Here is an 11607-nt window from a genome sequence, read left to right as displayed (position 1 = left end):
GGTCGCGAGTTCACATGCGGTCCGAAAATTTTCCTGGAATTGGATTTGAAGATGAAATCGCGATCAAGTTTCATGAGTATTGATATGTTATTATTCACAAAAATCAATATTTATTGGGTAAATCATCGGAATTAATCAAAATATATTCGCATGTTTTCTATAAATGTAGCGAATGTGTTTGGGAGCCGGGATGGCCTTAGATCGTATCACGGCGGCAAGGAACGAAACCCGCATAGCGGGTTGATACCCAGAACATGAGTGGCGTCGGTCACAGCTCTGTAAAAAACGCTCTATCGACCGGAGCGGGCACCCATGAGTTAATGACAGCATGGCCCGGCGTTGTTAGAAGGCCGCGTTTGCTGCCGCCCCGGACCGGAGTCGTTTCCCGATGAAGATCGTCGCCTGTAACAGTAACCTGCCACTGGCGCGTGCCGTTGCTCAGGAATTGCGTCTCCCGCTGTGCAAGGTGTCTGTACGACGCTTTGCCGATGCTGAGGTCTTTGTCGAAATCCAGGAAAACGTGCGCGGTGAAGACGTGTTCGTGATCCAGAGCACCTGCTCACCCACCAATGACAATCTGATGGAATTGCTGATCATGCTCGACGCCCTGCGTCGCGGGTCGGCCCGTCGTGTCACGGCTGTCATGCCCTATTTCGGCTATGCAAGGCAGGATCGAAAATCGGGGCCGCGCACCCCTATCAGCGCCAAACTGGTTGCCAATCTGCTGGTCGAGGCTGGCGCCAACCGTATCCTGACCATGGATCTGCACGCCATGCAGATACAGGGTTTCTTCGATATCCCGGTCGATAACCTCTACGCGGCCCCGCTCTTCAAGCGCGACATCAATGCGCGCCATCCCAATGAAGACCTGATGATTGTCTCCCCCGATGTGGGCGGTGTGGTGCGTGCGCGTCAGCTGGCGCAGCGCCTGAACACGGATCTCGCCATTATCGACAAGCGGCGTGAGCGCGCGGGTGTTTCGGAAGTCATGAACGTGATCGGTGATGTCAGCGGTCGCTACTGTATTCTGGTTGATGACATCGTCGATAGCGGCGGTTCGCTGTGCAATGCAGCCCAGGCCCTCATCAATCACGGTGCTGCCGGGGTAGAGGCTTATGTCACCCACGGCGTCCTGACCGGTCAGGCCGTGGAGCGCATCACGGCATCACCCATCCGGATGCTCACCCTGACCGACAGTATTCCGGCGACCGAGGCCATGGAAGCCTCACCCAATATCAGGCAGATCAGCACCGCCAATCTGCTGGCGCGTGCCATGAGTGCTGTGGCAGATGAAAGCTCTGTCTCCTCGCTCTTCGATTAAGGACTGGTTTTCATGCTGCTTCGTCGCCCCTTCTGGTATCTGCGTCACGGTCAGACCGACTGGAACGCCCAAAACCTCTCCCAGGGCCGCACGGACATCCCACTGAATGCCACGGGTCGCGAACAGGCCGTCAAGGCTGGCGCGTCTCTCTCGCAGTATTGGCGCGATGGTGCAGCGCCTATCAGCCAGATCGTGTCTTCTCCGCTCACGCGCGCCCATGACACGGCGATGGCCGCCCAGCAGGCCATCACAGCATCAAGTGGCGTCACCCTACCGCTCAGCACGGATCGTGACCTTGAAGAGGTCTGCTTCGGTGTGATGGAGGGTGAGCCTATGGGCGACTGGTACGATCCGTGGATTGCCGGCGAGTTTACGCCAGAAGGCTGCGAGACATTCGAGGGCCTCAAGACCCGTGCTGCGGGGGCAGTCAATCATGCGCTCGAACAGGGCGGTATCCCTTTGATTGTCGCGCATGGGGCCCTGTTCCGCGCCCTGCGCGCCGCCATGAGCCTGCCTATCAATGTCCGCCTCGCCAATGCCGTGCCGCTCTACTGCGACCCGACAGATAATGGCTGGGTGCTCACCGCCTACGAGTGAGCGATGCGGGGCGCTGCCCCGCAGCCCGGAAAGGGACAAGTCCCTTTCATCCCGGCTTTGAATGCTTGGGATCGCAGGGGCTCTGCTCCTTCGCGGGTTTCAGAGCGGAGGCCTGAGGCGGCGCAACCAGTATGGGAAGCGGGGCGCTGCTCCGTGCCCCGGCAAGGGACAAGACCCTTTCATCCCCGCCTTTTTGAATCGGGATCAAAAGGGGCTGCGCTCCTTTGCGGGTTTCAGGGCAGAGCCCTGAGAAGCCCCCATCATCCGGGTAAATCGCCCGCCGAATCCCGAAGAACATTGCTTTACCCCCCCAATTCCGGTAAGGCGCCCCATCACTCAGGCACCCCTGGAGGCCATGAGTGCAATGAATTTGGGAGAATACCGTGACAAATATGACGTCCCTCGAAGTCTCTACGCGCGCGAAGGCTGGTAAGGGGGCAGCGCGCGCAACGAGACGTGCCGGTCTGGTGCCGGGTGTTGTGTATGGTGGCAAGCAGGAAGCCTCGCTGATCCAGATCGATCCGCGCATCATCCACAAGGAAATGGTCCGTGGTGGCTGGCGCTCGCGCCTGTATGAACTGCCGCTCGAAGGTGGCACCGTGCGCGCCCTTCTGCGTGAAGTTCAGCTGCACCCCGTGACCGATGCGCCGATCCATGTCGATTTCCAGCGTCTGGCTGCTGGCGAGAAGGTCCACGTGACCGTCGCCATCCACGTGACCGGTGAAGACAAGGCTCCTGGCATCAAGCGCGGTGGCGTGCTGAACCTGGTCCGTCACACGGTGGACGTCATGGCTGATGTGGACAACATCCCGTCCAGCTTCACGGTTGATCTGAGCGCGCTCGACATCCACGACAACGTGCGTTGGGACGACCTGACCGGCACCGAGAACGTGACGCCGGTTCTGCAGCTGCCGAACTTCGTTATCGCCACCATCGCGCCGCCGACGGTCGATGCCGAGATGGAAGCTGAAGCCGCTGCGAAGGCCGCTGCTGAAGCCGCCGCTCCTGCGAAGAAGAAGTAAGACCGCTCAGGGTGGCCGCAATGCTACTCTGGACCGGGCTCGGTAACCCCGAGCCCGGCATGCGCAGACAGCGCCACAATATTGGCTTCATGGCTGTCGAGCGTATTGCCGAATACTACCGGTTTTCTCCCTGGCGCTCGCGCTTCAAGGGAGAGACGGCCGAGGGCAGCATCGAGGGACAGAAGGTTCTTCTGCTCAAGCCCATGACTTACATGAATCTGTCCGGCGAGAGCGTGCAGCAGGCTGCGCGGTTCTTCAAGATTCCGGTTTCCGATATCACGGCGTTACATGACGAGCTCGATCTTGCGTTCTGCAAGGTGAGGGTCAAGCGCGGTGGCGGTGCGGCAGGCCATAATGGCCTGCGCTCCATGGATCGTATGCTGGGTGACCAGAATTATCAGCGCGTGCGTCTCGGCATCGGGCATCCCGGTCACAAGGACCGTGTGACAGGCCATGTGCTGGGCGATTTCGCCAAGGCCGAACAGACAGAACTCGAAACGCTTCTCGACGCCGTGGCTGCGGCGTCGCCCCTGCTGGCCAAGGGAGAACCGGAAGCGACAATGACAAAAATCGCCATGCTGTGCGGGGAGAAACGCTGATGGGCTTCAATTGTGGCATCGTGGGGCTTCCCAATGTGGGCAAATCCACCCTGTTCAACGCGCTGACCGAAACGGCGGCAGCTCAGGCAGCAAATTATCCCTTCTGCACCATTGAGCCGAATGTGGGCCGCGTCGCCGTGCCTGATTCGCGCCTCGACAACCTTGCGCGTATCGGCAAGTCGCAGAAGATCCTGCCGACCAGCCTCGAATTCGTCGATATCGCCGGACTCGTGCGCGGCGCGTCTCGTGGTGAGGGTCTGGGCAACCAGTTCCTTGCCAATATCCGTGAGGTGGATGCCATCATCCACGTCCTGCGCTGCTTCGAGGATGACGACATCACCCATGTCGAAGGCGGCGTGGACCCGGTGCGCGATGCCGAGATCATCGAGACCGAGCTGATGCTGGCCGATCTGGACTCGCTCGAAAAGCGTCAGACGGCCTTGCAGAAGCGCGCCCGCGGCAATGATCGTGAGGCGCAGCAGCAGCTCGCCATCATGGATCCCATCATGGCCGCTCTGCGCGAGGGCAAGCCCGCCCGTACGGCCGTACCCAAGGGTGAGGAAGAAACCGCTCGCCGTCTGCAGCTCATGACCACCAAGCCGGTGCTCTATGTCTGCAACGTGGAGGAAGGCTCTGCTTCGACCGGCAACAGCCATTCCGAAGCCGTGCGCAAGCGCGCAGAGGCCGAAGGCGCTGCCGTGGTGGTGGTGTCTGCGGCGATCGAAGCGGAAGTCAGCCAGCTGCCGCAGGAAGAGCGCGCCGAGTTCCTCGAAGGGCTGGGGCTGAGCAATTCCGGTCTCGATCGTGTGATTGCCGCCGGCTACGGCCTGCTGGGTCTGAGCACCTATTTCACGGTCGGTCCGAAAGAGACGCGCGCCTGGACCATCACCAAGGGCACAAAGGCCCCTCAGGCGGCTGCGGTTATTCATAACGACTTCGAGCGTGGCTTCATTGCCTGCGAGACAGTGGCCTATGACGATTACATTGCGTGTGGCGGCGAGTCCGGTGCCAAGGAAGCGGGCAAGCTGCGTATCGAAGGCAAGGAATATGTCGTGCAGGATGGTGACGTTCTGCTGTTCCGCTTCAACGTCTGACAGTATCCGGGTTTGACAGGATCAGGGCTTGACCGGCCTGATCCTGAGGCAATGATAGGGCGTCTTACCGGAGGCGCTGATGGACATTCTCGTTGCCTGTGACTCCTTCAAGGAGAGCCTGACGGCAGAGGCCGTGGTTCAGGCGATTATCGGCGGTTTCAGGGAAATCTACCCGGATGCCCGCTATCACGCCTTTCCTATGGCGGATGGCGGCGAGGGAACTGCCGCCATCATGGCCCGCACACTGGGCGGCCGACTTGAAACCCGCGATGTGTGCGGCCCGCTCGGTGTGCCTGTATCGGCGCGTTTCGCTGTTCTCGATCATGGCCGGACAGCACTGATCGAACTGGCCGAGGCCGCCGGTCTGGCCCAAACCCCGCTCGAATCGCGCTCACCCCTTTTCACCACCACCTATGGCGTGGGGGAACTCATAAGCGCAGCCCTTGATATGGGGTGCAGGCATCTGGTCCTCGCGCTTGGCGGCAGTGCAACCTGCGACGGTGGGGCGGGTCTTTTGCAGGCGCTTGGTGTTTCGCTGCGCGATCTGCACGGCCAGGAAATTCCTCACGGAGGAGGGCCGCTTGGGGCGGTGTTCTCTCTGGATGACGACCGGCTCGATCCCCGGCTGGCAGAGTGTCGTATCGAGATTTTGTGCGATGTGACGGCTCCTTTGTTGGGAGAGACCGGCGCGGTTGCCGTATTCGGGCCTCAGAAGGGGGCAACACCCGCCATGATCCCGCTTCTGGAGGCCTCACTGGCGCGCCTTGCCAGTCTGGTGGAACTGCGCTGCAGGCGTGATCTGACGGCGGTGGAAGGTATGGGCGCCGCGGGTGGTGCGGCTCTGGGGCTGGTCGGGCTGTGCGGGGCGACCCTCGTTCCGGGTGCTGAGTCGGTGGCGGGGCTTCTGGGTCTGGAGGCGCTCGTGAGCCAGATGGATCTGGTCATCACCGGTGAGGGGCGGCTGGATCGCCAGACCGCGCAGGGCAAGGCACCTCAGGCAATCGCCACGCTGGCGAAAAAGGCAGGCAAACCGTTGATAGCCTTCGCGGGTACACTGGGTGCCGGGCATGAAGATCTGCTTGCAACAGGCTTCGACGCCGTTTTCAGCTGTCTTGAGCGCCCCTGCACGCTGGAAGAGGCATTCGGCGAGGCAGAGCATGCGTTGAGGCGCTGCGCGCGCAACGTTGCCGCGACCCTTGCCCTGGGCCGATCTTTTCAAGCAGCGCAGGCATGATACATAGCTGATCGCCCTTTGGGCCGTTTTCGGGTTCGGCCGGGCCAGATGCCACAAGGCAGACAGGAGAATGAATGATGGAAGCTGCTACGACCGTGTCCGATTTCAAGGCCCTGACCGGACCAGCGCGCGCAGCGGCCCGCCTTCTCGCCATTGCCCCGGAAAGCCAGCGCAACGAGGCCTTGCGTGCCGCCGCAGCGTCACTGCGTGAGCATGCGCCTGATATTCTTGTGGCCAATGCACGCGATGTCGCCTCCTCCAAGGCGAGTGCTGCCTTCATCGACCGGCTGACGCTGACGCCTGCACGGATCGAGTCCATGGCAAAGGGCCTCGAATCGATTGCGCTTTTGCCGGATCCGGTGGGCAGGGTGCTGTGTGACTGGACACGTCCCAACGGCTTGAACATCCGCCGTGTGGCGACTCCGCTTGGTGTCATTGGCATGATCTATGAAAGCCGCCCCAATGTGGGGGCTGACGCTGCGGGCCTGTGCATCAAATCCGGCAATGCCGTCATCTTGCGTGGCGGCTCCGAGAGCCTTCATTCGGCGCGATGCATCCAGTCCTGCATCCAGGAAGGACTGGAAAAGGCGGGTCTGCCGCGTGACTGCGTGCAGATCGTCCCCGATGCTGATCGGGCACATGTCGCCGCCATGCTGACAGCCGCCGGTGAAATCGACATGATCATTCCACGCGGTGGCAAATCGCTTGTCGAGCGGGTGCAGCGCGAGGCCCGCGTACCGGTTCTCGCTCATGCCGATGGGCTGTGTCACACCTATATCCACAAGGATGCCGACTTCGCGATGGCGCGAGAGATTCTCGCCAATGCCAAGATGCGGCGTACCGGTATTTGCGGTGCGACCGAAACCCTGCTGATCGACCACGCAATTGCCGAGGCCCTGTTGCCTGCGCTGGTGCAGGATCTGCATGCGCTGGGCTGCGCCATTCTGGGTGACGAGAGAGCGCGTCATATCGTGCATGATCTTGAACCCGCCACGTCGGATGACTTTGCGACGGAATGGCTCGATGCGCGTCTCTCCGTGGCGGTCGTCGAGAATGTCGATTCGGCACTCGCCCATATCGCGCGTTATGGCAGCGGTCATACGGAAGCGATCATCACTGAAAATGCAGAGGTCGCCGAACGCTTCCTGAATGGGACGGATAGCGCTGTGGTGATGTGGAACGCCTCGACCCAGTTCTGCGATGGCGGAGAATTCGGATTCGGGGCCGAGATCGGTATTGCCACAGGCAAGATCCATGCCCGTGGCCCCGTCGGCCTCGAACAGCTTACGACCTTCCGTTATGAGGTCCGAGGCACCGGGCAGACCCGCCCCTGACGTGGTGGAAATTCCAAAATATGGCGATAATCGTGCGGTGTCGATTGGGCTGCTGGGTGGGTCGTTCAATCCGGCCCATGCGGGTCATCTTCAACTCGCACGCTATGCCCTGACGCATCTGCGGCTTGATCAGGTCTGGCTCATGGTTTCGCCGGGCAATCCGCTCAAGCCAAGGCGGGGCATGGCGCCGTTTGAAAATCGCCTCGATTCGGCCCGTGCCCTGGCTGACGGGCGGCATATCATCGCCACCGATATCGAGGCGCGGCTGAACAAGCGTTATACTGTTGAGACGATTGCGCTGCTGCGGCTGCGTTTTCCAAGGGCGCGCTTCGTCTGGTTGATGGGAGCGGACAGTCTGGCGACGCTCACACGATGGCGTCGCTGGCGCGATCTTGCCCTGCATGTACCCATGGCGGTTGTGCCAAGACCGGGCAGCAATCGCACGGCGCTGTCAGGCCAGGCCACCCATGCGTTAAGCCATATGCGCGTGCCTCCGCGGCGCGGGCCGATCATGTCGCGCTCTAAAGGTGGTGTCTGGGCTTTTCTTCCGGCGCCGCAAAACGGTATATCAGCGACAGCGTTGAGGGATTCCGGCAATTATCCCGCCTCGCTCTCTCTCTAATGTATTGACCGGAGTGTCGAGCCATCGCCAGAAAACCGTCCGACGAGACGCCCACCCCAGCCCGTCGCACCCGCGCGTCCGCTGGTGAGACCAAGACCCAGCCCGCCACGGGCGAGGCCACTGCCACCATGAAGACCGCCGGCACGCCGCGCAAGAAGGCCGCCGCTGCAGGCCCGCGCAAGACCCGCGGCGCTGCACCGCGCACCGGTGCTGAGCCGGAACTGGTTGAAAAGGCGCTGGCACTCATCACGGCAAGCCTTGACGAAGACAAGGCCGAGGATATCGTGACGCTCGACCTGCGGGGGCGTGCCAGCTTTGCTGACCATATGGTGGTTGCTACAGGTATTGCCGACAGGCAGATCGCCGCCATGGCCACGCATATTGAAGACAAGCTGAACGAGATCGGCATCAAGCGCATCACCATCGAAGGTGCGAACGGTACCGATTGGGTTCTACTCGATACCGGAGACATCGTTGTGCATCTGTTCAAGCCTGAGAGCCGCGCGCTCTATGCGCTCGAGCGTATGTGGGGCAAGGACCTCGACGATACTGCCAGTGACGAAGCCGACACGACGGATCTCTGATTACGCATGATCAGGATTGTGGCGGTCGGTCGCCTCAAGAGAGGGCCGGAGCGGGAATTGTTCGACCGTTATGTCGAGCGTACCCGCCCCAGGGTCGATCTGATCGAGATTGGCGAATCGCGTGGCAGTGCCCTGGAAATCCGTCGCAAGGACGCGGCGGCGATTCTGGCGGCTTGTCCCGAAGGTACGATCGTGATTGCGCTGGATGAGGGGGGAAGTTCACCTGATTCCCAGCAATTCTCCACCATGCTCGATTCGTGGCTTGCAACCGGCAAGCAGGTTTCCTTCGTCATCGGCGGGGCTGAAGGGCTTGAGGCCAGCGTTATTGAGCGGGCCGATGCCCGTATCTCCTTCGGGCGTATGACCTGGCCCCACATGATTGTGCGATTGCTTCTGGCAGAGCAGATCTACCGCGCGCGCGCGATCAGCGCGGGCCATCCTTATCACCGTTCAGCGCGCCCCTGAATCCCGTCTGCCAATAGGCTCAGGCGCTTCGTCCCGAGTGACGATTGCAAGGCGGGCGACAGGCCATAAAAAAAGGCGACCCGTTTCCGGGCCGCCCTGGCGGAAATCAGATGATCAGGCTTGATCAGCGCAGATTGCGGCTGGGGCCTTCCACGCTGAAAGCATCTTCCGGGGCCTCTGCCACTTCGGTCGAGTTCATCGGATGTTGCAGAGCCGCGAAGCTTGCCGTCGTCACGTTATGCGAACGTGTGGAACGATGAGCAGGCGCAGGCGTATTATTAGCCATCATCACCCCGTCATCCGGGCGACCATAGATGAACCCGTAGGTCGGGTAGATGCTGCCGTAGGTACCGGAGTTGCTGTTGAGCGCTACGCGCACAGCAGACCAGTCGTTATTGGGAGAAACATCGATGACGCGCACATTCTTGGCAACACCGTTCTGCGCCCAGTGAGACTGGTCGATCACAATCGTGCGGTTGTCTTCTACAGCACGGACGACCGCCACGTGGCCATAGGGCATACGGCGGATAGCACGGAAATTCAGCACCGAGCCGGGTTCGGGGGCAGAGCCACGGGCATAAACGCCGCGAGAGTTATCCCACCAGTCACGGGCATTACCGCTCAACACAACATCGGAAGCGGCTTTGGCATAGGCAACACACTGGATAACGTGACCACCGGAATGGTGGCGCCGCGTCGTGAAGCGTGTCTGGCGAAGTGCGACGTGACGCGCTGAGGTGTGTCGGGCGCTATGCGCGGACTGCATAACAGCCTTGTGACCAGCCTTCTGGCGCGCTTCAGCTTTTGGGGCCAGAACCGCCGACCCAACCAGAAGGGATAGAGCGGTCAGGGACGAAAAAAACGGCCTGCGGAGAAGTCTGAGGCAACTTTTCTGTCCCACGTTCATTGATTCGATATCCGCCCGTTGTGTGTTGCATCTAGGTAACTGTGTTCACCTTGGATTGGCAACCCATGTAAGGGGGAGTCATGGCGATTTTATGAACTTTCCCCGAGATAAAATGTGTCGACCCGGGGAAAATTCAATAAGCCTTACTTTGTTGTGATCAGCATGATTTCCACGAGCATACGCGGATCGGCCAGAATCGCCTGAACGCAGGCCCGCGCCGGGGCTGAATCCTTAGGCAGCCAGGCCGTCCACTGCTTGTTGAGTGCATCGCGATCGCTGATGTCCTTCAGCCAGATCTGTGCCTGCAGAATGCGGGTGTTGTCCGTGCCATGCTGCTCCAGCAAGACATCCAGCTGTTCGAGCACATCGGCAGTCTGGGCATCGAAATCGGCATCGAGATTACGGGCCACGACGCCCTGCGTGAAAACGAAGCCGTGATATTCGACGGCTTTGGACATGACGGGATTAGGCTCTGTGCGAATGATTCGGCTCATGATCGTCTCCTGATAACCTCGTAATTCCGGGCAGGTTACGCTGCGCCGGACTGGGCGGACTCTGATGCGGCCAGAGGGTCCGGTCAATCCTGCCCCGCGCTATGCACGTTATATGATTGCTTGAACGAATGGTCCCTGCGCGGTATCGCGGCCATGAAGCCTTTGCGCATCATGGTCTGCACAGCAACGCTTCCGGGATGTTCCTGCCTCTCAGGCTGCCTATTCTTCCGGAATGCGTCACGATCAAGAAGAGGAAGAGCCGGATTTGCGTGCCCGCACCGTCAAGGTAACGCCACTGCGTCAGAACTGTACCGTGCTCGAAGATCCCGATACGGGCCGCGCAGTTGTTATCGATCCGGGAGGTGACGCGCCTGAGCTTCTGCAGCTGCTTGAAGGCATGACTGTCGATGCCATTCTGCTGACGCACGGGCATTTCGACCATGTTGGTGGGGCTGATGCGCTGCGTGCGGGCCTTGAAAAACGTCAATCAGCCCCGGTTGCAATGATCGGTCCTGACCGGCGCGATGCCTTTCTGCTCGAAACGGTGGAGGATCAGGCCCGGGCCTTCGGGTTGTATGACCTGCAAAACGCTCATCCCGACCGGTTTGTCGAGGAGGGCGAGGTAATCGACCTTCCGGCGGGCAGGTTTGCAGTCGCACATTGTCCGGGCCATACGCCCGGTCATGTCATCTATATAAGTCGCGCCGACAAATTGGCCATTGTGGGCGATACGTTGTTCCGTGGTGTTGTTGGTCGGTCGGATTTCGCTTATGGCGACCATGAGAGTCTGATTGCAGGGATCAAGCGCACATTGCTCTCCCTGCCTGACGATTTCATTGTTCTGCCAGGGCATGGGTTGCCAACGATGATTGGCGAAGAGCGGCAGAATAATCCTTACCTCGCCTGAACAACCGGGAGCGCAGACATGAACAGGAATTTGCGGGGCCGTGCGCTTCTGACCGGTCTGGTCCTTGCTGCCACGGCACTGGCTGGCGCACCGACCTTGTCCGATGCATTCGCGGGGGACAATCAGCATGAAGCACAGGCTGGTGCTGAAAAGCCTCTGGATAAGGAGCTTCTGACAATCATCGACCGCCATAGCGGCCGCCATGATTTCACTGTTGAGGTCGCCCGAACAGAAAAGCAGAAGGAAGCCGGGGAATCATCGCGTCAGAGTATCGCGGAAAATACAGGAATGCTCTTCCTGTTCAGCCCCCCCGAGGCAGCTGCCATGTGGATGCGCGATACGGCACCGTCGCTCGATATCGTCTTTATCGGGACGGACGGCCGTATCCAGGCTATAGCCGAAAAGACCGTTCCCTTCAGCGAACGTC

Annotated in this window: 14 protein-coding genes (1 of these 14 cut by a window edge); 12 read left to right on the top strand and 2 right to left on the bottom strand. The window is 60.4% G+C overall.

From position 1 onward, the window contains the following. Positions 1–388 precede the first annotated feature (388 nt). The 10 genes from Asbog_RS13550 to Asbog_RS13500 all read left to right on the top strand — a co-directional run bounded on the left by Asbog_RS13550 (position 389) and on the right by Asbog_RS13500 (position 8872). A complete protein-coding gene (locus Asbog_RS13550) occupies positions 389–1321 on the top strand; it encodes a ribose-phosphate pyrophosphokinase (RefSeq protein ID WP_023978857.1) in 933 nt (310 codons plus the stop codon). Positions 1322–1333: 12 nt separating this feature from the next. Next, on the top strand, positions 1334–1918 hold the full coding sequence (locus tag Asbog_RS13545; RefSeq protein ID WP_062165520.1) for a histidine phosphatase family protein: 585 nt from the start codon (positions 1334–1336) through the stop codon (positions 1916–1918). A gap of 383 nt (positions 1919–2301) precedes the next feature. Next, positions 2302–2940 (top strand): 50S ribosomal protein L25/general stress protein Ctc, encoded by a 639-nt coding sequence (locus tag Asbog_RS13535; protein WP_023978855.1) that lies wholly within the window; start codon positions 2302–2304, stop codon positions 2938–2940. Positions 2941–2960: 20 nt separating this feature from the next. Beyond that, positions 2961–3539, top strand: coding sequence for an aminoacyl-tRNA hydrolase (pth, locus tag Asbog_RS13530; RefSeq protein WP_062165518.1), 579 nt, complete (start codon positions 2961–2963; stop codon positions 3537–3539). Then, entirely contained in the window at positions 3539–4633 is a 1095-nt protein-coding gene (gene ychF, locus Asbog_RS13525; RefSeq protein ID WP_062165517.1) for a redox-regulated ATPase YchF, read from the top strand. Before pth ends, ychF begins: the two co-directional genes overlap by 1 nt. A 79-nt stretch (positions 4634–4712) precedes the next feature. Next, positions 4713–5867, top strand: a complete 1155-nt coding sequence (locus Asbog_RS13520; RefSeq protein WP_062165516.1) for a glycerate kinase — start codon at positions 4713–4715, stop codon at positions 5865–5867. Positions 5868–5944: 77 nt separating this feature from the next. Continuing rightward, positions 5945–7201 carry a glutamate-5-semialdehyde dehydrogenase gene (locus tag Asbog_RS13515; RefSeq protein ID WP_062165515.1) on the top strand — a complete coding sequence of 419 codons (1257 nt, stop codon included), beginning with the start codon at positions 5945–5947 and terminating at the stop codon, positions 7199–7201. After that, the gene (locus tag Asbog_RS13510; protein WP_062165514.1) at positions 7167–7823 is read left to right on the top strand and encodes a nicotinate-nucleotide adenylyltransferase; all 657 of its coding nucleotides are present in this window, start codon (positions 7167–7169) and stop codon (positions 7821–7823) included. Before Asbog_RS13515 ends, Asbog_RS13510 begins: the two co-directional genes overlap by 35 nt. Before the next feature lie 128 nt (positions 7824–7951). Next, the gene (rsfS, locus tag Asbog_RS13505; RefSeq protein ID WP_062165513.1) at positions 7952–8407 is read left to right on the top strand and encodes a ribosome silencing factor; all 456 of its coding nucleotides are present in this window, start codon (positions 7952–7954) and stop codon (positions 8405–8407) included. A 9-nt stretch (positions 8408–8416) separates the two neighbouring features. Continuing rightward, positions 8417–8872 carry a 23S rRNA (pseudouridine(1915)-N(3))-methyltransferase RlmH gene (locus Asbog_RS13500; protein ID WP_171840743.1) on the top strand — a complete coding sequence of 152 codons (456 nt, stop codon included), beginning with the start codon at positions 8417–8419 and terminating at the stop codon, positions 8870–8872. A 124-nt stretch (positions 8873–8996) separates the two neighbouring features. On the opposite strand, the gene Asbog_RS13495 is transcribed toward Asbog_RS13500, so the two are convergent. Next, positions 8997–9773, bottom strand: coding sequence for a CHAP domain-containing protein (locus tag Asbog_RS13495; protein ID WP_371861686.1), 777 nt, complete (start codon positions 9771–9773; stop codon positions 8997–8999). Positions 9774–9922: 149 nt separating this feature from the next. Continuing rightward, positions 9923–10273: a RidA family protein gene (locus Asbog_RS13490; RefSeq protein ID WP_023978846.1), complete on the bottom strand. Its 351-nt coding sequence runs from the start codon at positions 10271–10273 to the stop codon at positions 9923–9925. Positions 10274–10505: 232 nt separating this feature from the next. Between Asbog_RS13490 and Asbog_RS13485 the strand changes: the two genes are divergently transcribed. Continuing rightward, positions 10506–11180: an MBL fold metallo-hydrolase gene (locus Asbog_RS13485; RefSeq protein ID WP_062165510.1), complete on the top strand. Its 675-nt coding sequence runs from the start codon at positions 10506–10508 to the stop codon at positions 11178–11180. A gap of 18 nt (positions 11181–11198) precedes the next feature. Then, on the top strand, positions 11199–11607 hold the 5' portion of the coding sequence (locus Asbog_RS13480; RefSeq protein ID WP_083510891.1) for a DUF192 domain-containing protein. The gene runs 119 nt beyond the window's last position; the window shows 409 of its 528 coding nt (coding positions 1–409); it begins with the start codon at positions 11199–11201; the stop codon falls past the right edge of the window.

The sequence above is a fragment of the Asaia bogorensis NBRC 16594 genome (assembly GCF_001547995.1).
GTDB classification, from domain to species: domain Bacteria; phylum Pseudomonadota; class Alphaproteobacteria; order Acetobacterales; family Acetobacteraceae; genus Asaia; species Asaia bogorensis.
This window is presented reverse-complemented; position numbering and strand designations above follow the sequence as displayed.

Bases quoted from the DNA above. Each gene is read 5' to 3' on its own strand.
- Asbog_RS13550 (WP_023978857.1), top strand. From the start codon at position 389: ATGAAGATCGTCGCCTGTAACAGTAACCTGCCACTGGCGCGTGCCGTT.
- Asbog_RS13545 (WP_062165520.1), top strand. From the start codon at position 1,334: ATGCTGCTTCGTCGCCCCTTCTGGTATCTGCGTCACGGTCAGACCGAC.
- pth (WP_062165518.1), top strand. From the start codon at position 2,961: ATGCTACTCTGGACCGGGCTCGGTAACCCCGAGCCCGGCATGCGCAGA.
- ychF (WP_062165517.1), top strand. From the start codon at position 3,539: ATGGGCTTCAATTGTGGCATCGTGGGGCTTCCCAATGTGGGCAAATCC.
- Asbog_RS13520 (WP_062165516.1), top strand. From the start codon at position 4,713: ATGGACATTCTCGTTGCCTGTGACTCCTTCAAGGAGAGCCTGACGGCA.
- Asbog_RS13515 (WP_062165515.1), top strand. From the start codon at position 5,945: ATGGAAGCTGCTACGACCGTGTCCGATTTCAAGGCCCTGACCGGACCA.
- Asbog_RS13510 (WP_062165514.1), top strand. From the start codon at position 7,167: ATGAGGTCCGAGGCACCGGGCAGACCCGCCCCTGACGTGGTGGAAATT.
- rsfS (WP_062165513.1), top strand. From the start codon at position 7,952: ATGAAGACCGCCGGCACGCCGCGCAAGAAGGCCGCCGCTGCAGGCCCG.
- Asbog_RS13490 (WP_023978846.1), bottom strand. From the start codon at position 10,273: ATGAGCCGAATCATTCGCACAGAGCCTAATCCCGTCATGTCCAAAGCC.
- Asbog_RS13485 (WP_062165510.1), top strand. From the start codon at position 10,506: ATGCGTCACGATCAAGAAGAGGAAGAGCCGGATTTGCGTGCCCGCACC.